Raw genomic sequence first — 20,830 nt, forward strand, 5'->3', positions numbered from 1 at the left:
TGACGGTGAATGAAATCTGCGGCGGCGAGACCAGTGGAAATAAGTGCTTGCTTCACGCGATGCTTGTTCCGGGGTTGTTCGATTCTTGTCACGTTGCCGCACGGCATGACTGACAGCGAAGCGCTCTCGCGCCCAGCAAAAGCGCGCCCTTAGAATGGGCGCCCGGGCAAGTATAGCCCCGTAGGCTGCGTCCTACAACCCGAGACCCGAGATGTCTGACACCATTCTTACAAACCCCCCGGTAAGCGAACAGATCCGCGAAGCATTGGCCATTACTCTGCGTGGCTGCGAGGAACTGTTGCCTCAGGACGACTGGGTGAAGAAGCTGGCGCGCTCCGAGGCCAGCGGCCAGCCGCTGCGCATCAAGCTGGGCCTGGACCCGACCGCGCCCGACATTCACGTCGGCCACACCGTGGTGCTGAACAAGATGCGCCAGCTGCAGGACCTGGGGCACCAGGTGATCTTCCTGATCGGCGACTTCACCTCGCTGATCGGCGACCCGTCGGGCCGCAACAGCACGCGCCCGCCGCTGTCGGCCGAGCAGATCCGCGCCAACGCCGAAACCTACAAGGCGCAGGCCTTCAAGGTGCTGGACCCGGCCCGTACCGAGCTGCGCTACAACAGCGAGTGGTCGGACGCGCTGGGCGCGCGCGGCATGATCGAGCTGGCGGCGCGCTACACGGTGGCGCGCATGATGGAGCGCAACGACTTCGCCGAGCGTTTCCGTGCCGGTACGCCGATCAGCGTGCACGAGTTCCTGTATCCGTTGATGCAGGGCTACGACTCGGTGGCGCTGCGCAGCGACATCGAGCTGGGCGGCACCGACCAGAAGTTCAACCTGCTGGTCGGCCGCCACCTGCAGCAGGAATACGGCCAGGAGCCGCAGTGCATCCTGACCATGCCGCTGCTGGAAGGCACCGACGGCGTCGAGAAGATGTCCAAGAGCAAGGGCAACTACATCGGCATCACCGAGGACGCCAACACCATGTTCGCCAAGGTGCTGTCGATCAGCGACGAGCTGATGTGGCGCTGGTACACCCTGCTGTCCTTCAGGTCGATGGCCGAGATCGAGGCGCTGCAACGCGAGGTCGCCGCCGGCCGCAACCCCAAGGACGCCAAGGTCATGCTGGCCAAGGAGATCACGGCGCGCTTCCATTCGGCCGCTGCCGCGGATGCCGCGGAAGTCGATTTCATGAACCGCAGCCGCGGCGGTGTGCCGGACGAGATCCCGGAAGTCGGCCTGAGTGGCGCGTCCGACGGCTCGGGCCTGGGCATTGGCCTGGTGCTCAAGCAATCCGGCCTGGCGCCCTCGACCAGCGAGGCCAACCGCCTGATCGACGGCGGCGGCGTGCGCGTCGATTCCTGTGTGGTCAGCGACAAGGGCCTGAAACTGAAAGCGGGCACTTACGTCGTGCAGGTCGGCAAGCGCAAGTTCGCACGGGTGAAGCTGGGCTGAACCTGCAGCACTGTTCGGTTCGATGCTCGGCGCTCGTCACCCAAGGCGCGTGCAGCACCTTGAGCCGTCAGCTCGCGCCGTCGAACAGCGCGTCCGCCAGGCGCTGTTCGCGCTCGATCACCAGATCCAGGAACTCATCGGCGCGGCGCATGCTGCGGAAGGCATCGAAGCCGCGCTCCAGGAAACCCTGCAACTCGCCCAGACCGGCCAGCTGGGCCGGCTTGCGCATGGTCTTGAGCAGCATGCGCAGGCCGGGCTTGTGGGCGATGCCGTCGAGCATGTCACCGGTGGCGCGGATCAGCGCGATCTGGTGCATGCGGCCGGGACGGTTGCCGACCTGGCGCCAGGCTTCGGCGTAGTCGGCCTGGCGCAGCGGGCTGTCCAGCCGCGCGCCGAGCGCCTCGGTCATGGCGGTGTCGAAGCGCTCCGACAGCGCATCCAGCTCGGCCGCGTGGCCGAGCGCGCGCAGGCCGGACAGGGGCAGCACGTTGGTCATGATCGGCAGCACGCGCTCGACCTCAGCGTCGCGCGCGCTCAGGTCCTTGGGGCTGTACAGGTCGCTCAGGAAGAAGCGCGCCGCCTGCTGGTAGCGCGGATGGGTCAGCAGGTCGGCGTGCGTCGCCGCCAGGCGGGCCGACTGGAACTCGCGCAGGCGCTGGCGCCGCGTGGCGCGCAGCGGATCGGCCTGGCCGGCGCGCCGCAGGGCCGCGGCCTCGGTTAGCCACAACGCCAGCTCGGCAGCGTTGCGCGCGCGGTCAGTCGGTGCGTCCGGTGCCTGGTCGCTCATGCGACGATTATCGGAAGCCGTCGTGACGGCGTTTAGAAGGCCGCGCCTAAAGCCCGCCCCGCGCACGCTCTAGACTTCCGCACGCTCGACGAGCGGGATTCAACCGACGACATCAAGATGCTTTCGCTCACCCTGCGCCTGTGGATGCTGTTCGAACTGCTGGCCTACGGCACCATCGGCCGCCAGTGGCTGGAACTGTCCTGGCCCGGCGCGCTGGCCTTCGGGCTCGGGATGCTGCTGCTGCTGCGCGCCGTCATGAACGCCTCGACCTGGCTGATCGCCCGGTGGCTGCGTTCACCGTGGCCGTCGCTGGGCCTGGTGCGCATGCTGGCCATGCTGCTGCGCGAGTACGCCGTGTTTCTGCTGTTGTTCTGCCTGGTACAACCGTTCCAGCGGTGGTGGCTGGGCGCCGAGCGCCTGCGCCCGAGCGCAGCACCGGTGCTGCTGGTGCATGGCTACATGTGCAACCGCGGCTGCTGGTGGTGGTTGCGGCGCCGGCTCGAGGCGGCTGGCCACGTGGTCGCCACGATCACGCTGGAATCGCCCTGGAGCAGCATCGACGCCTTCGCAGACCAGCTGCATGCGCGCGTGCTGGCGGTGTGCGAGGCCACCGGCGCCGCGCGCCTGACCCTGGTCGGCCACAGCATGGGTGGGCTGGTGTCGCGCGCCTGCATGGCACGGCACGGCGACGACCACATCGCCGGCTTGATCACCATCGCCACGCCGCACCAGGGTTCGGCGTTGGCGGCACTGGGCCAGGGGCGCGATGCGCGCCAGATGGAGCGCGGTTCGGACTGGCTGCGGTGGTTGGGCGAGCAGCGCGTGGGCGTGCCGTTCGTCTCGATCCGCACCCAGCACGACAACTACGTGATGCCGCAGGACGGCCAGCGCCATCCCGACGCGTTGGACGAGCCGCTGCCGGGCGTGGGGCACATGGCGGCGCTGCTCGATCAGCGCACGCTGGCGCTGCTGCAAAAGCACCTGGTGCGCATGGCGGCATGACGGTTCTTCCCTCTCCCGCTGGGGGAGGGCAGGGTGGGGGCAAACCGCGTTGTCCAAGGTGGCACCGGCGGCCCCCACCCCAATCCTCCTCCAGCGGGGAGGGTGCAAGCATCAGAAATAGATCCCGCGCATCCACTGCTGGATCGCGGCCTGCTCCTTGCTCGAGCCGTCCTTGCCGTCGCCCTTGGCGGCGCTGGAGTCGTCGAACAGGCGGAACGAGGTGTTCATGATCACCTGCGACACGCGCGGCATCAGCGCGTGCACCACCTCGCCGAACACGCCCAGACGCGTGGCCACGCGCACCGGCTTGTGCACGATGGCGTCGCACACCATGTCGGCGGCTTCCTCCGGCGACAGCGTCGGCACCTGCTCGTAGAGCTTGGTCGGCGCGATCATCGGCGTGCGCACCAGCGGCATGTTGATGGTGGTGAACAGCACGCCGCGGTCGGCGTATTCGGACGCGGCGCAGCGCGCCCAGGCGTCCAGCGCCGCCTTCGAGGCCACATAGGCCGAGAAGCGCGGCGCGTTGGTCAGCACGCCGATCGAGGAGATGTTCAGGATGTGGCCCTGCTTCTGCGCCGACATGGCGGGCAGCAGGCACATGCTCAGGCGCACGGCGCCGAAGTAGTTCAGCTGCATGGTGCGCTCGTAGTCGTGGAAGCGCTCGTAGGAGTTCTCGATCGCGCGCCGGATCGAGCGGCCGGCGTTGTTGACCAGCACCGACACCGGGCCCAGCTCGGCCAGGATGCGCTGGGCCACGGCGTCGACCTGGCCCATGTCGGACAGGTCGGCCTCGTAGGCGTGCACCGGGTGGCCGAGCGCCTCGGACTCGCGCACCGTCTCGTCCAGGTGCTCGCGCCCGCGCGCCACCACCGCCACGCTGGCGCCGGCCTCGGCCAGCTTCAGCGCCACCGCGCGCCCGATGCCCGACGAGCCGCCGGTCACCACCACCACCTTGCCCTCGACCTGGCCGCGCAGGCTGCGGTCGATGAACAGGTCGGGATCCAGGTGGCGCTCCCAGTAGTCCCACAGGCGCCAGGCGTAGTCCTCCAGCTTCGGCACGCTGATGCTGCTGCCCTTGAGCGCGCGCCGCGTCTCACGGTCGTCGAAGCGGGTCGGGTAGTTGACGAAGCGCAGCACGTCCTGCGGCAGGCCCAGGTCCTTCATGATGGCGCTGCGCAGCCGGCGCATCGGCGCCACGCCCATCACCATCTTGCGCAAATACACCGGGATGAAGCCGAGCAGCGCAGCGTTCACGCGCAGCGACATCTGCGGCGCATGGCCGGCGCGGGCGAAGATGTTGAGCACGTCGCCGACGCGGCGCGGGGATGGGTCCACCAGCTGGAAGCACTTGCCGTCCTCGCCCTTGCGGTGCGCGATGTGGTCGATGGCGGCGACCACGTAGTCGACCGGCACCAGGTTGATGCGCCCGCCCTCCAGGCCGATCGCCGGCATCCACGGCGGCAGCAGGCGGCGCAGCTTCTGCAGCAGCTTGAAGAAGTAGTAGGGGCCGTCGATCTTGTCCATCTCGCCGGTGCGCGAGTCGCCCACCACGATGCCGGGGCGGTAGATGCGAAACGGAATGCGGCACTCGGTGCGCACGATGCCTTCGGAATCGTGCTTGGTCTTGAAGTAGGGATGGTCCAGCCCTTCCGCTTCATCGAACATGTCCTCGCGGAACACGCCCTCGAACATGCCGGCGGCGGCGATCGAGCTGACATGGTGGAAATGCTTGGCGCCGATCGCCTCGGCAAAGCGCACGGCGTTGCGCGTGCCCTCGACGTTGACGCGGATCTGGCTCTCGGCGTCGGCCGCCAGGTCGTAGATGGCGGCCAGGTGGAAGCAGTGCGTGGTGCGCTTGCCGAGCTTGCGGCGGTCGGCGGCGGAGACGCCCAGCAGCTCCTGCGTCAGGTCGCCGACCACCGGGGTCACCCGCGTCTTGTCGCATCCCCAGAGTTCGTACAGTGCAGCCAGGCGCTCCGGGTCGGCACTGCGCACCAGCAAGAAGATGCGGCTGTCCTCGCGCTCAAGCAGCCTGGCGATCAGCCGCTTGCCGATGAAGCCGGTGCCGCCGGTGATGAAGTACTGCATGCCGTCTCCTCCTTGTCGTCCTTCGAACGGTTGGTCGCCGGCATTCTTGCATGGCCCCGGGGGTGCGCCGGCACAGCCGCACCGGCCGTGTGCGGCAAAGCGACAGTGGCGTACGAATAGTATGTTTCTTCTAGTGGTTTTTCCTACACTGCTTTTCAGCGGGAAGGTGAGAACAAAGCGACCCGCCACTTCATCCACACATCGAGAGGTGCATCATGGTCAGCAAACTGAAGAACGTTTCCGACAATCAACTCGCCACCACCATCCGCGATTCGACCCAGCAGATCTGGCTCGCCGGTCTGGGTGCCTTCGCTAAGGCGCAGCAGGAGGGCGGCAAGGTGTTCGACGCCCTGGTCAAGGAAGGCGAATCGCTGCAGCAGAAGACCAGGCAACTGGCCGACGAGCGCGTCGCTGCCGTGGCCGGCCGCGCGGCCGATACCTGGGATCGCCTGGAGCAGGTGTTCGAGGACCGCGTGGCTCGTGCGCTCGGCAGCCTGGGCGTGCCGAGCAAGAAGGAAATCGACAAGCTGTCCAAGCGTGTCGCCGAACTGACCGCCGCCGTGCAGGCGCTGGCCGAGCCGGCCGCCAGACCGGCGCGCAAGGCACCGGTCAAGGCGGCGGCCAAGGCGGCTCCGGCCAAGAAGGCCGCGCCGGCCAGGAAGGCCGCCCGCAAGGCTGCCTGAGCGCAGACAGCGCCTCGTGCTCCGCGAGGTGCCGACCTATCATCCGCTGCGCCCCGGCACCGGGGCGCGGATTCCCAGGGGCCTGACTGACGGGAGCGCAATGCGGTGAGCAAGATCGGAATCGCCTTGGCCGGCGGCGGCCCCTTGGGCGGCATCTACGAAGTCGGTGCCTGCGCAGCGCTGGAGGAGGCGATCGACGGACTCGACCTGACGGCGGCCGACGTCTACGTCGGCGTCAGCGCCGGCAGCTTCATTGCAGCGGCGCTGGCCAATGGCGTCGGGCCGGGCGCGCTGACACGCGCGCTGCTCGGCAGCGATGCGGCGCAGGACCTGTTCGACCCCGGCCTGCTGCTGCGCCCGGCGTTCCGTGAATACGCCGGCCGCATGCGCTCGGTGCCCGGCCTGCTGGTCGATTCGCTGCGCCAATACCTGGCGCACCCCTTGCGTCACGGCCTGCTCGAATCGTTCCAGCGCCTGTCGCGCGCGATACCGACTGGCGTGTTCGACGGCCGCGGCATCGACACCCTGCTGCGCCGCCTGTTCGAGTCGTCCGGCCGCACCAACGACTTCCGCCGCCTGCGCGGCCGCCTGTTCCTGGTCGCCACCGACCTCGATTCGGGCCACGCCGTGGCTTTCGGCAGCGCGGGGCACGACGCGGTACCGATCTCGACCGCGGTGCAGGCCAGCGCGGCGCTGCCGGGGCTGTTTCCGCCGGTGGAGATCGACGGTCGGCATTACGTCGATGGCGCGCTGATCAAGACGCTGCACGCCTCCGTCGCGCTGCGCGAGGGGGTGGAACTGCTGCTGTGCGTGAACCCGCTGGTGCCGTTCGACGCCACGCAGGCCGCGCGCGATGCGCGCGCGCCCGACCACAAGCTCAGCGCCGGCGGTCTGCCGGTGGTGCTGTCGCAGACCTTCCGCGCCATCATCCATTCGCGCATGCGCGTCGGCATGGACCGCTACCAGCACGAGTTCAAGAACGCCGACGTGCTGCTGTTCGAGCCGGCGCAGGACGATGCCGACATGTTCTTCGCCAACATGTTCAGCTACGGCGAGCGCAGCCGCCTGTGCGAGCACGCTTACCAGAGCACGCGCGCCGACCTGTACCGCCGCCGCCACGAACTGGCGCCGGTGCTGCGCCGGCATGGGCTGGAGTTGAACCTGGCGGTGCTGAAGGACCACCGCCGCACCCTGATCGCCAACCGGCGCGGCGAGCCGCGCGTGCCCGCCGCCGCCACCATCGGCGCGCTGGACGCGGCGCTGGATGAGCTGCAGCACTGGCTGCAGCCGCGTGCCGCAGCCTGAAGTGCCGGTCGGTGCCGCCGCATGGTGAAATGACGCCATGAAGAAGGCCAAGCGACGCACCCCCGAACGCATCGTGGAGACCGCGCTGCGCCTGTTCAACGAGTTCGGCGAGCCCAACGTCACCACCACGGTGATCGCCGACGAGATGAACATCAGCCCCGGCAACCTGTACTACCACTACCGCAACAAGGACGAGATCGTCAACGCGCTGTTCGCCGAGTACGAGCGCGAGATCGATGCGCTGCTGACGCTGCGCGACACCGCGCCGCGCGAGGCCGAGGACATCTGGTTCTTCCTGCACCTGCTGTTCGAGATCATCTGGAAGTACCGCTTCCTGTACCGTGACATCAACGACCTGCTGACGCGCAACCGGCGTGTCGAGACGCATTTCCAGCGCATCCTGGCCCACAAGCAGCAGACTGCGGTGGCGCTGTGCAACGGCCTGGCCGCCTCGGGCGTGCTGGATGCGACGCCCGACGAGGTGGCGGCGCTGGCCGTCAACATCACCCTGGTGACCACCTTCTGGCTGTCGTTCGAGCACGCGCGGCAGCCGCGCAAGCCGCCCGACATCGGGCGCGGCATCTACCAGGTGATGTCGCTGGCGGCGCCCTGGCTGCGCGGGCCGGCGCGCCAGTTGCTGCAGCAGCTGTCGCAGGCCTATATTTGAGGTTCTGAACCGGGAGACACCGCATGAGCAAGAGCGCCGCCTGGAAGGCCTTTCCGCATGCCGCCACCGACTACAGCTACGCTGGCACGGCGCTGAAGAAGCACTGGGCGCGCCTGCACCGGGGCGACGCCGAACCCTGGCCAACGGACACCAAGGCGCAGGACGCCTGGCGCGCCTACCATGCCGGCGACTTTGCCCGGGCGGTGGAGTTGGGCTTGAAGGCCGGCGGCGCCAGCGGTACCAACGCGGCCAACAAGGCGGCCATGATCTACGCCAACGCGCTCGAGCCCGACGAGGCGCGCAAGCTGGCCATCCTGCAGGAAGTGGCACGGCGCTGCGAGGCCCTGCAGGCCAGCGCGCCCGGCAACGCCAACGCCTGGTACTACCACGCCTACGCACTGGGCCGCTACAGCCAGGGCATCTCGGTGGCCAAGGCGCTGGCCGAAGGGCTGGGCGGCAAGGTGCGTGCCAGCCTAGAGAAGGCGATCGAACTGCAGCCAAAGCACGCCGACGCGCACATCGCGCTCGGCACCTGGCATGCCGAGATCATCAACAAGGTCGGCGCCATGGTCGGCGGCCTGACCTACGGCGCCAAGAAGAATGCTGGCGAGGCCCACTTCAAGACCGCGCTCGAACTCAATCCCGATTCGCCGATCGCCATGACCGAATACGCCGACGGCATGGTGATGATGTTCGGCCGCTCGCGCATGAAGGAGGCCGAGCAGCTGTACGCGCAGGCGGTGCAGTGCGAGCCCGCCGACGCGATGGAGCGGCTCGACGTCGAGGCCGCGAAGGCCGAGCTGGACGACTGACCTGCGCCGCTGCGTGCGGCGGGGCACTGGCGCGGCGCGGCCTCAGCGCGCCGCCCAGTACACCGCCTGCCGGGTCTCGATCAGCTCCGGGTCGTGCAGCAGCTCCCACGGCTCCATCAGCACCAGCAGCATCAGCTTCTGGAACTCCTCGGCGAAGCGGCTGACGATGCGCTCGGGGTCGGGCACCAGTTGCTTGTCGGTGATCAGGCCGAACTGCACTTCGTGGTTGTACGACAGGATCGACACGCCCATAGCGATGTTGCCCGACTGCGGCACCCAGAAGAAGGGCTGGCGCACGCGCGCGCCGGCGATGTGGATCGGCTGCTGCGGGCCCGGCACGTTGGTCATCACGGCCGAGCACTTGTTGGCCAGGAAGTCGAGCAGCCCTTCCTGCACCAGCTTCGGCCCCAGGCCGGCCGCGCCCAGGATGCCGAGCGTCAGGATCGGCTGGTATGACTGCCGCAGCTCGCGCATGCGCCGGCGTGTCTCGTACAGACGCGTCAGCGGGTTGGGCTCGCCCACCGGCAGTTCCAGCGTCACCATGCCGAAGCGGTTGCCCAGCGTGTTCATGTCATCGGGCTGGCGCAGGTTGACCGGCACCAGCGCGCGCAACTCGATGCCCTCGGTCGGGTCGCCGCGCTCGGCCAGGTAGGCGCGCAAGGCACCGGCGACCGAGGACAGCAGCAGGTCGTTGACCGAGCAGTCGAGCACCTTGCCGACCGCCTTGACCTCGGGCAGCGGCAGCGGGTCGGACCAGGCCACGCGCTTGGTGCTGCCGGGCGTGCCCTTGAAGCGCGTGTCGGAGTCGTTCGGCATCAGCACCAGCTTGGCGGCCTCGGCCGTCAGGCCGGTGCCGGTGCGCGCATATTTCAGTACCAGCGCTGGGTTGCCCAGCAGCTCCAGGTATTTGTTCCAGACCGTGGTCGACAGCTCCCAGGACGTCTGCACCGCCTCGGTCACCGGTTGCCAGAGGGCGTCGAGGGCGGTGTGGGCCGGTTCGGCGGCATCCTGCGCGGTGGGTGCCGGCGCTGACGCGGGTGACTGCGGCGGCGCGGCATCGTCGGCCATCGACATCACCACGCCGACCAGCGCGATGCCGTCGGCGATGCAGTGGTGGAAGCGCATGATCAGCGCCTGCCCGCCCATCGCGGTGTCGACCAGGTGCATCTGCCACAAGGGCCGCGCCGGGTGCAGCGGGGTGCTGGCCAGGTCGGCGACGAAGCGCTCGAGTTCGGCCTTGCCGCCGCGGCCCGGCAGCACCGCGCGGCGCAGGTGCCGGTCGAGGTCGAAGTCGGGATCGTCGACCCAGCGGTAGCCGGTGGCCTGCGGCTGCACGACCTGGCGGAAGCGCTCGAAGGCCAGCATGCGCTGCTCGATGCTGCGCCGCAGCCGCGCGTAGTCGAGCTCGCCCTCGAACAGCATCACGCCAAGGATCTGCATCAGGTTGGTCGGCCGGTCCATGCGCAGCCAGGCGGTATCGACCGGGGACATGCGTTGCTGGCGGGGCATGGCGGGCTCGGGCGTTGGCGGCTGGTCGGATGATTGCGCGGCGTCGCCGGGTGACTCAGGCGGCACGGGCGACGCGCGCGGCGAAGTGCTGATCGAAGAAATCCTCGATCTCGCGCTCGAAGGTCGATTTCAGCGGCGACAGCAGCAGCCCGAGCCGGACCTGCACCGTGACCTGCTTGCGCGCCAGCGTCAGCTGGCCGGCCAGTCCGGCGCGCCTGAACGACAGCACGTCAGCGTCGTCCCAGCAGTAGTCGAGACCGTACTGCGACTTCAGGTCGGCCGCCACGTGCTCGGCGGCCAGCCGTGCCTTCTTGGCGCTGAGGTGGTGCGTGCGGGTGACCTTGATCTCGCTCATGCGCGCAGTGTAGGGCCGCAGCAGCCCGCTGCGGAAGCGGGGTGTTCCGGGTGACGCGCCGCGGCGACACCCGCTTTGGCGACAATCGCCCGCATGAACTCGCCAGCTATCCGCGCCTGGCTCACCCCGCGCCGCCTGATGGCGGTGTCGGTGGTGGTGGCGCTGCTCACCATCGGGCTCAAGACCGCGGCCTGGTGGATCACCGGTTCGGTCGGCCTGCTGTCGGACGCGATGGAGTCCTTCGTCAACCTGGCGGCCGCCATGTTCGGCCTGCTGATGGTGACGCTGGCAGCGCGCCCGGCCGACGACGACCACCCGTTCGGCCACGACAAGGCCGAGTATTTTTCCTCCGGCTTCGAGGGCATCCTGATCATCGGCGCCGCCGCCGCCATCATCTGGGCGGCGCTCCCGCGCTTCTGGAATCCGCAGCCGCTGGAGCAGGTCGGCTGGGGGCTCGGCCTGTCGATTCTCAGCTCGGTGTTCAACGGCATGCTGGCCTGGGTCATGCTGCGCGCCTCGCGCATGCACCGCTCGATCGCCCTGGAAGCCGACGCCAAGCACCTGCTCACCGACGTCTGGACCTCGGCCGGGGTGGTGATCGGCCTGCTGCTGGTGGGCGTGACCGGCTGGCTGTGGCTGGACCCGCTGGTGGCGATCGGCGTGGCGCTGAACATCGTGCTGGAGGGCGTACGGCTGATCCGGCGTTCCTGGAGCGGGCTGATGGACGCGGCGGTCGAACCCGAGGTGCAGGGCGAGATCGAGGCGGTGCTGGAGCGCTTCACCCAGCGCCACGGCGAGCACCACGAGGTGTTGTTCGACCACCTGATGACGCGCCGCGCCGGTCAGCGCCGCTTCATCAACGTGCACATGCACGTGCCGCCCGGCTGGACGCTGGCGCGTGCCGATGAATTGCGGCACCAGGTCGAGCGGGCGCTGGTCGAGGCGGTGCCGGGTCTGCACGCCAGCATCCAGATGCTGCCCGACGGCGTCGAACCGATCACCGGCGACCTGACGGTGCCGCTGGAGCCGGCGGCCGAAGGCCTGCATTCTCATTGAACGCTCGAACGCCATGCAAGCCCTGATCCAGCGTGTTTCCGAGGCCCGTGTCAGCGTGGCCGGCCGTGTCGTCGGCGAGATCGGACCGGGGCTGCTGGTGCTGCTGTGTGCCGAGCATGGCGACGACGAGGCGCTGGCCGACCGACTGCTTGCCAAGCTGCTGAAGCTGCGCATCTTCAGCGATGCCGCCGGCAAGATGAACCGGAGCGTGCAGGACGTGGGCGGCGGGCTGCTGATCGTCAGCCAGTTCACGCTGGCGGTCGACACCTCGGGCGGCAACCGGCCCAGCTTCACCAACGCGGCGGCGCCGGAGGTGGGCCGGCGCCTGTACGAGCACTTCGTGGCACAGGCGCGCGCGACGCACCCGCAGGTGGCGACCGGCGAGTTCGCCGCCGACATGCGGGTGCATCTGGTGAACGACGGGCCGGTGACCATACCGCTGCGTATTTCATAGCGAATGGCATAGACGGACCCGTCGCTACCAGGGCACGGCGTCGCCGTGCGTGCCCGGTATCAGGCGTCGTCGCGCTGCAGCACCACCTCCCACAGCACCTTGGGCAGCTGGTAGCGCTGCACCGTGCGTTCCTGCAGATGGACACAGCGCCAGCCGTCGGCGAACAGCGCTTCGGCCTGCGGGCGATCGAAAAAGCGCTTGTCCCAGCCGCCTACGCGGATGAAGTGCGGGTCGGCCGGGTCCGCCGGCGGCGCGCTGCCGGCGCCGTGGTGCACATCGCGCACCGAATTCAGCCGGCATACCAGCACCCCATCGGGCTGCAGGCGATCGCGGATGCAGGCCACCAGCTGCACCGTCTCGGGCCAGCTGAAGTAATGCAGCGACAGGCTGGCAAGCACGGCGCCGGCCTGTGCGATGGGAAACGGCGCGCGGATGTCCTGCTGGTGGAAGATCGCGCCGCTCGGCACGCGCTGCCGCGCGCTGGCCAGGTGCTCGGCGGAGAGCTCCAGCGCCACCACCGGCAGGCCGGCGGCCACCAGAACCGCGGTGTCGCGGCCCGAGCCGCAGCCCAGTTCCAGCACCGGCGCCCCGCCGGCGCGCCGCATGCTGCCCTCCAGCAGCGGCAGCCAGCGGGGCAGCCAGTCATCGGGGCTTTCGTCCGCGATCGTCATGGCGTCAGCGCAGGTAGGGGTCCGGCAGGCCGAGCCCGGTCAGGACGGCGCTCTCGTGCGCCTCCATCGCCTCGGCATCCTCGTCGCTGGTCTCATGCTCCCAGCCCTGCGCGTGCAGCGCGCCGTGCACCAGCAGGTGGGCGTAATGATCGGCCAGCGGCTTGCCTTGCTCGGCGGCCTCGCGCGCCACGACAGGCGCGCACAGCACCAGGTCGGCGGCGACCAGCGGCGCGCCGCTGTAGTCGAAGGTGAGCACGTTGGTGGCGTAGTCCCTGGCGCGGAAATCGCGGTTGAGCTGCCGTCCCTCGTCGTCACCGACGATGCGCACGGTGATCTCGGCCGCCTGCACCTGCTCGCCCAGCGTCGCGCGCAACCAGCGCGCCACCCGGTGGCGCGGCAGCGCGTCGCGGTGCTCGGCGACACCGTCGAAGCGGCCGAATTGCAGCGACAGGCTCAGTTCAGGGCGGGCCATGCTTGGCTTGTGCGGGAGGCCCTAATCGGCGACCGCAGCGCGGCCGGCCGCCGGCCGCCCGCGGGCGTCGTAGGCATCGACGATGCGCGCTACCAGCGGGTGCCGCACCACGTCGGCGCTGGTGAAGTGGGTGAAGGCCAGGCCCTTGACGCGCCTCAGCACACGCTCGGCGTCGATCAGGCCGCTGGTGGCCCCCTTGGGCAGGTCGATCTGGCTGACGTCGCCGGTCACCACTGCCCTGGCGCCGAAGCCGATGCGGGTCAGGAACATCTTCATCTGCTCGGGCGTCGTGTTCTGCGCCTCGTCGAGGATGACGAAGGCGTGGTTCAGCGTGCGCCCGCGCATGAAGGCCAGCGGCGCGATCTCGAGCTGGTTGCGCTCAAAGGCCTTAGCCACGCGGTCGAAGCCCATCAGCTCGTATAGCGCGTCGTACAGCGGACGCAGGTAGGGATCGACCTTCTGCGTCAGGTCGCCGGGCAGGAAGCCCAGGCGTTCGCCGGCCTCCACTGCCGGCCGCGTCAGAATGATGCGCTGCACTGCCTGGCGCTCCAGTGCGTCGACCGCGCAGGCCACCGCCAGGTAGGTCTTGCCGGTGCCGGCCGGGCCGATGCCGAAGGTGATGTCGTGCTCGGCGATGTGGTGCAGGTAGACGCTCTGGTTCGGCGTGCGCGCGCGCAGGTCGGCGCGGCGGGTGTTCAGCACCAGCGCGCCATCGGCCCCTTCGCGCAGGGATTCGCCGTCGCCGGCCAGCATCAGCTGCACCGTGTCGGGGCGGATCGGGCGGTCGGCCAGTTCATACAGCGCCTGCAGCACGGTGAGCGCGCGATCGGCGAACTTCTTCGGGCCTTCGATCCTGAACTGCTCGTTGCGGTGCGCGATCGCCACCTGCAGGCCGACCTCGATGGTGCGCAGGTGCTCGTCCATCGGCCCGCACAGGTTGGCCAGGCGCGTATTGTTCGGTGGCGTGAAGCTGTGGCGCAGGATCAAGGCTGATAATTCCTCCAGTACGGATCCTCCGCCATTGCGGCGGCGGCCCATCATACGACCCCTCAAGCCATGATCGGACACTTGCGCGGCCAGCTTGCGGCCAGGAACCCACCCGAAGTCGTGATCGACTGCTGCGGCGTCGGCTACGAGGTGCTGGTGCCGATGAGCAGCTTCTACAACCTGCCGGCGCTGGGCCAGGAGGTCACGCTGCTGACGCACCTGGTGGTGCGCGAGGACGCGCAGACGCTGTACGGCTTTGGCTCGGCGGCCGAGCGCGCCACCTTCCGCGAGCTGATCAAGGTCAGCGGCGTCGGCCCTCGCACGGCGCTGGCGCTGCTGTCGGGCATGAGCGCGGCCGAGCTGGCGCAGGCCGTCAGCGCGCAGGAGAGCGGGCGCCTGACCAAGGTGCCCGGCATCGGCAAGAAGACCGCCGAGCGCCTGCTGCTGGAACTCAAGGGCAAGCTCGGCGCCGACCTCGGCCCGCAGGCCGCGCCCGCCAGCGACGCGCAGGGCGACATCCTGCAGGCGCTGCTGGCGCTCGGCTACAACGACCGCGAGGCGGCTGCCGCGCTGAAGGCGCTGCCGCAGGATGTCGGCGTCAGCGAGGGCATCAAGCTGGCGCTGAAGGCGCTGGCGAAGTGAGGCGGAGGACATGAGCATCCAGACCGACGACTTCGGCCAGGCGCCCGGCGCCGGCGCGCCGCGCGTGGTCTCCAGCGCCGCCGGCTCGGCGCGCGAGGAGGCGCTGGAACGCGCGCTGCGGCCGAAGATGCTGCAGGAGTACGTCGGCCAGGCCAAGGCGCGCGAGCAGCTCGAGATCTTCATCGGCGCGGCCAGGAAGCGCGGCGAGGCGCTGGACCACGTGTTGCTGTTCGGCCCGCCGGGCCTGGGCAAGACCACACTCAGCCACATCATCGCGCACGAACTCGGCGTCAACCTGCGCCAGACCAGCGGCCCGGTGCTGGAAAAGCCGCGGGACCTGGCGGCGCTGCTGACCAACCTGGAGAAGAACGACGTCCTGTTCATCGACGAGATCCACCGCCTGAGTCCGGTGGTGGAGGAAATCCTCTACCCGGCGCTGGAGGACTACCAGATCGACATCATGATCGGCGAGGGGCCGGCGGCGCGCTCGATCAAGCTCGACGTGCAGCCCTTCACCCTGGTTGGCGCCACCACGCGTGCCGGCATGCTGACCAACCCGCTGCGCGACCGCTTCGGCATCGTGGCGCGGCTGGAGTTCTACACGCCCGAGGAGCTGACGCGCATCGTCACCCGTTCGGCCGGGCTGCTTCAGGTGGAGACCGACGCCGAGGGCGCATTCGAGATCGCGCGCCGCAGCCGTGGCACGCCGCGGATCGCCAACCGGCTGCTGCGCCGCGTGCGCGACTACGCCGACGTCAAGGGTCGGGGCCAGATCAGCCGGCAGATCGCGCATGACGCGCTGGCCATGCTGGACGTGGATCCGGAAGGCTTCGACGTCATGGACCGCAAGCTGCTGGAGGCGGTGATCCACCGCTTCGACGGCGGCCCCGTGGGGCTCGACAACATTGCCGCCAGCATCGGCGAGGAGCCCGGCACCATCGAGGACGTGATCGAGCCCTACCTGATCCAGCAGGGCTACCTGCAGCGCACGCCGCGCGGGCGCGTGGCCACGCTGGCGGCCTACCGGCACCTGGGCGTGGCACCGCCGCAGGCGGCGGGTGGCCTGTTCGGGGGTGTGTAGGGCCGTCGTTGCTTGCAGCGCGTGAAAGCTGGCGCACGGCCAAATCCCGTCCTGACATGGATTTCGCAGGGGCTGCCGCCACTCCTGCGGCGTCACGTTTCCGGCGTCACGCCCAGCGCCACCAGAAAGCGCGCCACCATGTTGTAGGTGGCGATGGCCGCCGTCAGCTCGACCAGCTGGGTGGTGTCGAAATGCTGCTTCAGGGCGTCGAACAGCGCGTCCTCGACCTGCACGTCGAGCGTCATCTGCGCCGCGTAGCGCACCACCAGTTGTTCGACCGGCCCGAGCGCGGGATCGTCGGCGTGGCGCGCATCGCGCGCCACCGCGCGATCGAGCGCATCGAGCTCGGCCTGGGTGCCGCCGGCGGCCAGGAAGTCGGGCGCATGGTGGTGGTACTCGTAGCGTGCGCCGGTCAGCAGCGCCACCGTGCAGATGCCCAGTTCGCGCAGCCTGCGGCTGGTGGGCAGTTCGCTGCGTACGGCCTTGAGGTAGCCGTTCCAGCCGCGTGCCAGCGGCTCGCTCCACAGCAGCGCCTTGTCCAGGTTGATCAGCTGGCCGCCGCGGCGCGCCAGGATGGCGTCGACCAGCTCGGCCGGCTGGGCTTTCAGTTCGGGGGTCCATTCGGGAATGCGCATGGGCTGCCTCTGGTGCGGTGGAGCCGCCGAGGATAAGGGGATAATTTCGCGATGCGCATTCGCTTCACCAAGATGCAGGGCGCGGGCAACGATTTCGTGGTGCTCGACGAGACCACGGCCCTGCTGGGCCTGAGTGCGGCGCAGTACCGCTGGCTGGCCGATCGGCATTTCGGTGTCGGCGCCGACCAGATCCTCAGCGTGCGGGCGGCGCCAGGCCCGGGCGTCGACTTCGAGTACGTGATCCACAACGCCGATGGCGGCGAGGTCGAGCAGTGCGGCAACGGCGCGCGCTGCTTCGTGCGCTACGTGCGCGAGCGCGGCCTGACCGACAAGCGCCGCGTGCGCGTGCAGGTCAGGCACGGCGTGATCGAGCTTGTCGAGCAGGCCGATGGCCGCGTCACGGTGGACATGGGTGCGCCGGTGTTCGAGCTGCCGCGCATTCCCTTCGATCCGGCTGGCATAACGCCGGTGCCGGCGGGTGCCGATGCCGCCCATCTGTGGCAATGGTGGCCGCTGGACCTGGGCAGGAGCGCGGCCACCGCGGTTGCCGAACCGGCGTCCGATGCCATCGTCAACGTCGCGGTGCTGTCGATGGGCAACCCGCACGCGGTGCAGCTGGTGGCCGACGTCGAGGCGGCACCGGTGGCCCGGCATGGTGCACTGATCGAAAGTCACCCGGCGTTTCCAAAGCGCGTCAATGCCGGCTTCATGCAGATCCTCGATCGCGCTGCGGTACGCTTGCGCGTGTACGAACGCGGTGTCGGCGAGACCCTGGCCTGCGGTACCGGTGCCTGCGCCGCCGTGGTGGCCGGCGTGCGGCTCGGCCTGCTCGACAGCCGGGTCGACGTGCACACGCGCGGCGGCGTGCTGAGCATCGAATGGGCCGGCGGCGAGCGTGACCCCGTGTTCATGACCGGCCCGGCGACCACCGTGTTCGAGGGCGAAACAGAGATTCCGGAGCTTTCATGACCTCATCTGCCATGCAACCCATCACCGAAGAAGACATCGCGCAGTTCCTGATCCACACGCCGGATTTCTTCGAGCGCCACGCCGACCTGCTGGGCGCGGTGCAGCTGACCAGCCCGCACGGCGGGCGCGCCGTCAGCCTGCAGGAGCGCCAGGCCGAGATGCTGCGCGAGAAGATCAAGGTGCTGGAGCAGCGCCTGATGGAGATGATGCGCCACGGCACCGAGAACATGCTGATCGGCGACAAGCTGCAGCGCTGGGCGCGCCAGCTGTTCCTGGTGGCGCGCGCGGCCGACCTGCCGGCGGTGCTGGTGAGCGAGATGAAGGCGCAGTTCAGCGTGCCGCAGGCGGCGCTGAAGGTCTGGGGCGTGGCCGAGGCCTTCGCCGACGAAGCGTTCGCGCAGGACGTGAGCGAGGACGTCAGGAGCCTGGCCAGCTCAATCGGCGCGCCGTACTGCGGCGTCAACTCGGGCTTCGACGCCGTGCAATGGCTGGACGAACCCGACGCCGCCGCCTCGCTGGCGCTGATTCCGCTGCGCCCGAGCAGCAGGGAGCCGGCTTTCGGCCTGCTGGTGCTGGCCTCGCCCGACAGCCAGCGCTTCCAGATCGGCATGGCGACCGACTTTCTCGAGCGCATCGCCGAGTTGGCCAGTGCCGCGCTGTCGAGGTTGAGGGACTGAACATGTCGGCCGGTGCGGCGCTGAGGCCGGCGGACGCCGCGCTCATCGAGCGCTATCTGGAACATGTGCGCGTCGAGAAGCGCCTGGCCGCGCGCACCGTCACGCTCTACGGCCTGGATCTGGAAAAGCTCGGCCAGTTCGCCGTGCAGGACGACGTGGGCTTGACGGCGGTGCAGGGTACCCATGTGCGGCGCTGGGTTGCGCGCATGCATGCGGGCGGGCGCAGCGGGCGCGGCATCGCGCTGATCCTGTCGGGCTGGCGCGGTTTCTACGCCTGGCTCGGGCGCCAGGGCCTGATCCAGGCCAACCCGGTGCAGGACGTGCGGGCGCCGCGCCAGCCGCGCCCGCTGCCCAAGGCGCTGGGCGTCGACGAGGCGGTGCAACTGGCCGAGCACGTGGCTGAAAGCGACGACGCCTGGCTCGATGCGCGTGATGCCGCCATGGTCGAGCTGCTCTACGGCAGTGGGCTGCGCGTCGGCGAGTTGGTCGGGCTCGACGTGGCGGCCAGCGATGGCGCGCTGCAGGCCGGGCGCGGCTGGATCGACCTGGCGGGTGCCGAGGTGCAGGTGCAGGGCAAGGGCGCCAAGCGCCGTGCCGTGCCGCTGGGCCGGCAGGCGGTGGCCGCGCTGCGCCACTGGCTGGCGCTGCGCGGCCAGGTGGTGGCCGTGGACGCGGCGGCGCAGGCGCTGTTCATCGGCCGCCGCGGCACGCGGCTGACGGCGCAGGCGATCTGGCAGCGCCTGAAGCGCCGCAGCCTGCAGGCGGGGCTGGCGACGCCGGTGCATCCGCACATGCTGCGCCACTCGTTTGCCAGCCACCTGCTGCAGTCCAGCGGTGACCTGCGTGCGGTGCAGGAACTGCTGGGCCACGCCAACATCGGCACCACGCAGGTCTACACGCGGCTCGACTTCCAGCACCTGGCGCAGGCCTACGACGCCGCCCATCCGCGCGCGCGCAAGCGCTGACAACTCGCGCCGAGCACGGCTACACTGGCGTGTTCGCTGTTCCATCCGCCGCCCGCCGCGGGCGCGCCGCCACGCCATGTCCCTGATTCCCGCCACCATCCTCACCGGCTTCCTCGGCTCGGGCAAGACCACCCTGCTCAAGCGCGTGCTGACCGAGGCGCACGGCCAGAAGATCGCCGTGATTGAAAACGAGTTCGGCGAGGAGAACATCGACAACGAGATCCTGGTCGCCGACCAGCAGGAGCAGATCATCCAGATGAGCAACGGCTGCATCTGCTGCTCGATCCGCGAGGACCTGCGCTCGACCCTAAGCGAGCTGGCGGCCAAGAAGCGCAAGGGCGAACTCGACTTCGAGCGTGTGGTGATCGAGACCACGGGTCTCGCCGACCCGGGGCCGGTGGCGCAGACCTTCTTCATGGACGACGAGATTGCCGAGAGCTACCTGCTGGACGCCATCGTCACCCTGGTCGACGCCAAGCACGCCGCCCAGCAGCTCAACGACCGCGTGGAAGCGCAGCGCCAGGTGGGCTTCGCCGACCAGATTTTTATCAGCAAGTCCGACCTGGTGAGCAGCGAGGAGCTGGATGCGCTGCAGCACCGCCTCAAGCACATGAACCCGCGCGCGCCGCAGCAGGTGGTGCATTTCGGCGAGGTGCCGATCAAGCAGGTGTTCGACCTGCGCGGCTTCAACCTCAACAGCAAGCTCGACATCGACCCCGACTTCCTCAAGGAGGAGGACGGGCACGACCATGACCACGATCACCACCATGATCATGACCATGAGCACGGCGAGCACTGCGACCACCCCTCGCACCAGCACGCGCACGGGCACCACCACCATCACGACGACGACGTCAAGAGCTTCGTGTTCCGCACCGAGCGCGTGTTCGATCCGGCCAGATTGGAGGATTTCCTCGGCGCCATCGTCAACATCTACGGCCCGCGCATGCTGCGCTACAAGGGCGTGCTGTGGATGAAGGGCACCGAGCGCAAGGTGATCTTCCAGGGCGTGCACCAGCTGATGGGCAGCGACCTGGGACCCGAGTGGAAACCGGACGAGCCGCGCGAGAGCAAGATGGTGTTCATCGGCATCGACCTGCCGAAGGACATCCTGATCCAGGGGCTGGAGCAGTGCCTGGATTGAGAAGGTGTGAACGAATCCGCCACAGCCGCTCGAGCCGCCAAGACGGCGCCACTCGTCGTTGCAAGTGCCCGCCGCAGCACGAGCTGCGTCTGCGCCTTGCGCCTCGATTGACACCGGTTGGGCGACGCGCTTGACCACGCCCGATCCATTCACAACTCCTGGGCGCCCGGCCCGGAATCCCGCGTTCGGCGGCCCGCGCGCACGCGGTTTGCCGGCGGCTCCGGGTAAGCCCGTAGGCCTATTGCCGTCCAAAACGGCGGATGCCGGCGCCCGCTCGCTACAATCGCCGCCTTTGAACCGGTGGCAATCCATGCGATGCTTGGTGCCGCCGGCGGCAAGCGGAGCCGACCGGCCAATTGCCGACCGTCGCCCAAGAAGGTCCAAGAACAGGGCGTGTAACGGACGAAAAA

General features: G+C 69.2%; 22 protein-coding genes. 14 read left to right on the forward strand and 8 right to left on the reverse strand.

The window, feature by feature from the left end:
- The first annotated feature begins 211 nt into the window (after window positions 1–211).
- Entirely contained in the window at window positions 212–1,456 is a 1,245-nt protein-coding gene (tyrS, locus tag PK606_RS11200; protein WP_324563908.1) for a tyrosine--tRNA ligase, read from the forward strand.
- Window positions 1,457–1,523: 67 nt separating this feature from the next.
- Here tyrS and PK606_RS11205 read toward each other — a convergent pair whose 3' ends face one another.
- Window positions 1,524–2,243, reverse strand: a complete 720-nt coding sequence (locus tag PK606_RS11205) for a DUF8198 family protein (RefSeq protein WP_324563910.1) — start codon at window positions 2,241–2,243, stop codon at window positions 1,524–1,526.
- Window positions 2,244–2,360: 117 nt separating this feature from the next.
- Here PK606_RS11205 and PK606_RS11210 point away from each other — a divergent pair, with 117 nt between their 5' ends.
- On the forward strand, window positions 2,361–3,245 hold the full coding sequence (locus PK606_RS11210) for an esterase/lipase family protein (RefSeq protein WP_324563912.1): 885 nt from the start codon (window positions 2,361–2,363) through the stop codon (window positions 3,243–3,245).
- A 111-nt stretch (window positions 3,246–3,356) separates the two neighbouring features.
- On the opposite strand, the gene PK606_RS11215 is transcribed toward PK606_RS11210, so the two are convergent.
- On the reverse strand, window positions 3,357–5,336 hold the full coding sequence (locus PK606_RS11215; RefSeq protein ID WP_324563914.1) for an SDR family oxidoreductase: 1,980 nt from the start codon (window positions 5,334–5,336) through the stop codon (window positions 3,357–3,359).
- A 215-nt stretch (window positions 5,337–5,551) separates the two neighbouring features.
- On the opposite strand from PK606_RS11215, the gene PK606_RS11220 reads away from it, so the two are divergent.
- The 4 genes from PK606_RS11220 to PK606_RS11235 all read left to right on the forward strand — a co-directional run bounded on the left by PK606_RS11220 (window position 5,552) and on the right by PK606_RS11235 (window position 8,803).
- Window positions 5,552–6,019 (forward strand): phasin family protein, encoded by a 468-nt coding sequence (locus tag PK606_RS11220; protein WP_324563916.1) that lies wholly within the window; start codon window positions 5,552–5,554, stop codon window positions 6,017–6,019.
- 105 nt (window positions 6,020–6,124) lie between these two features.
- A complete protein-coding gene (locus tag PK606_RS11225; RefSeq protein WP_324563918.1) occupies window positions 6,125–7,324 on the forward strand; it encodes a patatin-like phospholipase family protein in 1,200 nt (399 codons plus the stop codon).
- A gap of 37 nt (window positions 7,325–7,361) precedes the next feature.
- On the forward strand, window positions 7,362–7,991 hold the full coding sequence (locus PK606_RS11230) for a TetR/AcrR family transcriptional regulator (RefSeq protein WP_324563920.1): 630 nt from the start codon (window positions 7,362–7,364) through the stop codon (window positions 7,989–7,991).
- A gap of 23 nt (window positions 7,992–8,014) precedes the next feature.
- Window positions 8,015–8,803 carry a tetratricopeptide repeat protein gene (locus tag PK606_RS11235; RefSeq protein ID WP_324563922.1) on the forward strand — a complete coding sequence of 263 codons (789 nt, stop codon included), beginning with the start codon at window positions 8,015–8,017 and terminating at the stop codon, window positions 8,801–8,803.
- 42 nt (window positions 8,804–8,845) lie between these two features.
- Here the strand turns inward: PK606_RS11235 and PK606_RS11240 are convergent, their stop codons facing one another.
- The gene (locus PK606_RS11240; RefSeq protein WP_324563924.1) at window positions 8,846–10,312 is read right to left on the reverse strand and encodes a WS/DGAT/MGAT family O-acyltransferase; all 1,467 of its coding nucleotides are present in this window, start codon (window positions 10,310–10,312) and stop codon (window positions 8,846–8,848) included.
- Window positions 10,313–10,367: 55 nt separating this feature from the next.
- On the reverse strand, window positions 10,368–10,667 hold the full coding sequence (locus PK606_RS11245; RefSeq protein WP_324563926.1) for a polyhydroxyalkanoic acid system family protein: 300 nt from the start codon (window positions 10,665–10,667) through the stop codon (window positions 10,368–10,370).
- 93 nt (window positions 10,668–10,760) lie between these two features.
- On the opposite strand from PK606_RS11245, the gene PK606_RS11250 reads away from it, so the two are divergent.
- On the forward strand, window positions 10,761–11,723 hold the full coding sequence (locus PK606_RS11250) for a cation diffusion facilitator family transporter (RefSeq protein ID WP_324563928.1): 963 nt from the start codon (window positions 10,761–10,763) through the stop codon (window positions 11,721–11,723).
- Between the two features lie 13 nt (window positions 11,724–11,736).
- Complete coding sequence (gene dtd / locus PK606_RS11255) at window positions 11,737–12,177, forward strand: D-aminoacyl-tRNA deacylase (RefSeq protein ID WP_324563930.1); 441 nt, start codon at window positions 11,737–11,739, stop codon at window positions 12,175–12,177.
- Between the two features lie 59 nt (window positions 12,178–12,236).
- Here dtd and PK606_RS11260 read toward each other — a convergent pair whose 3' ends face one another.
- The 3 genes from PK606_RS11260 to PK606_RS11270 are packed head-to-tail and all read right to left on the reverse strand — an operon-like array spanning window position 12,237 to window position 14,307.
- Entirely contained in the window at window positions 12,237–12,848 is a 612-nt protein-coding gene (locus tag PK606_RS11260; protein WP_324563932.1) for a class I SAM-dependent methyltransferase, read from the reverse strand.
- Between the two features lie 4 nt (window positions 12,849–12,852).
- Complete coding sequence (gene ybeY / locus PK606_RS11265; RefSeq protein ID WP_324563934.1) at window positions 12,853–13,320, reverse strand: rRNA maturation RNase YbeY; 468 nt, start codon at window positions 13,318–13,320, stop codon at window positions 12,853–12,855.
- Window positions 13,321–13,341: 21 nt separating this feature from the next.
- Window positions 13,342–14,307, reverse strand: a complete 966-nt coding sequence (locus tag PK606_RS11270; protein ID WP_324563937.1) for a PhoH family protein — start codon at window positions 14,305–14,307, stop codon at window positions 13,342–13,344.
- A gap of 69 nt (window positions 14,308–14,376) precedes the next feature.
- On the opposite strand from PK606_RS11270, the gene ruvA reads away from it, so the two are divergent.
- Together ruvA and ruvB are read left to right on the forward strand one after the other, a co-directional pair.
- Window positions 14,377–14,949 carry a Holliday junction branch migration protein RuvA gene (gene ruvA, locus PK606_RS11275; RefSeq protein ID WP_324563940.1) on the forward strand — a complete coding sequence of 191 codons (573 nt, stop codon included), beginning with the start codon at window positions 14,377–14,379 and terminating at the stop codon, window positions 14,947–14,949.
- Between the two features lie 10 nt (window positions 14,950–14,959).
- Entirely contained in the window at window positions 14,960–16,030 is a 1,071-nt protein-coding gene (ruvB, locus tag PK606_RS11280; RefSeq protein WP_324563942.1) for a Holliday junction branch migration DNA helicase RuvB, read from the forward strand.
- A gap of 92 nt (window positions 16,031–16,122) precedes the next feature.
- On the opposite strand, the gene PK606_RS11285 is transcribed toward ruvB, so the two are convergent.
- Window positions 16,123–16,665 (reverse strand): carboxymuconolactone decarboxylase family protein, encoded by a 543-nt coding sequence (locus PK606_RS11285; RefSeq protein ID WP_324563944.1) that lies wholly within the window; start codon window positions 16,663–16,665, stop codon window positions 16,123–16,125.
- A 51-nt stretch (window positions 16,666–16,716) separates the two neighbouring features.
- On the opposite strand from PK606_RS11285, the gene dapF reads away from it, so the two are divergent.
- The 4 genes from dapF (at window position 16,717) to PK606_RS11305 (ending at window position 20,420) form a co-directional block, all read left to right on the forward strand.
- Entirely contained in the window at window positions 16,717–17,634 is a 918-nt protein-coding gene (dapF, locus tag PK606_RS11290; protein ID WP_324563945.1) for a diaminopimelate epimerase, read from the forward strand.
- Window positions 17,631–18,311, forward strand: a complete 681-nt coding sequence (locus tag PK606_RS11295; protein ID WP_324563947.1) for a DUF484 family protein — start codon at window positions 17,631–17,633, stop codon at window positions 18,309–18,311. The genes dapF and PK606_RS11295 overlap by 4 nt, the downstream gene beginning before the upstream one ends.
- A 2-nt stretch (window positions 18,312–18,313) precedes the next feature.
- Complete coding sequence (locus PK606_RS11300; RefSeq protein WP_324563950.1) at window positions 18,314–19,276, forward strand: tyrosine recombinase XerC; 963 nt, start codon at window positions 18,314–18,316, stop codon at window positions 19,274–19,276.
- A 76-nt stretch (window positions 19,277–19,352) separates the two neighbouring features.
- Window positions 19,353–20,420 carry a CobW family GTP-binding protein gene (locus tag PK606_RS11305; protein ID WP_324563952.1) on the forward strand — a complete coding sequence of 356 codons (1,068 nt, stop codon included), beginning with the start codon at window positions 19,353–19,355 and terminating at the stop codon, window positions 20,418–20,420.
- Window positions 20,421–20,830: the final 410 nt, after the last annotated feature.

This window comes from Ottowia sp. (assembly GCF_035444425.1).
In the GTDB taxonomy this organism is placed as follows: Bacteria; Pseudomonadota; Gammaproteobacteria; order Burkholderiales; family Burkholderiaceae_C; genus Ottowia.